The organism is Natrinema sp. LJW11, from assembly GCF_056135975.1.
Genome location: NZ_JBWBDM010000019.1, coordinates 1 through 520 on the forward strand (window position 1 = coordinate 1; position 520 = coordinate 520).

General features: G+C 66.3%; 1 protein-coding gene. It reads right to left on the minus strand.

Annotated features, from left to right (window positions below):
• Positions 1-520: sigma 54-interacting transcriptional regulator (locus tag AC0QDI_RS25185; protein WP_474672840.1), on the minus strand; the 520-nt coding region annotated here is incomplete at both ends.

Here is a 520-nt window from a genome sequence, read left to right on the forward strand (position 1 = left end):
TCGACGGCGTCGTCGGTGAAGTGGGGGAGGCGGCCGTCGCGTTCGACCTCCTGGGCGATGAAGCGGGCGTACTTGCGCCGCATCTCGGGGGTGTCCTCGATGGTGTCGTCCATGTAGACCTCGTAGCCGTACCCCTTGATCCGGTTGCGGAGCGCGGGGTGCATGTTCTCCATGGCGTCGAGGTTGCCCGCGGCGACCATGATGAAGTCACAGGGGACGGGTTCGGTCTGGACCATCGCGCCCGAGGAGCGCTCGGACTGGCCCGTGATCGCGAACTCGCCTTCCTGAATCGCGGTCATCAGCTTCTGCTGAGTGCGGATGTCGAGCGTGTTGATCTCGTCGAGGAACAGCACGCCCTTGTTGGACTTGTGGATCGAGCCGGGTTCGACCCGTTCGTGACTCGGAGTTCCCATGCCGCCGGACTGGAACGGGTCGTGGCGGACGTCGCCCAGCAAGGCGCCGGCGTGGGCACCGGTCGCGTCCTCGAAGGGCGCGACGCGCTGCTCGCCGTTGTTGACGA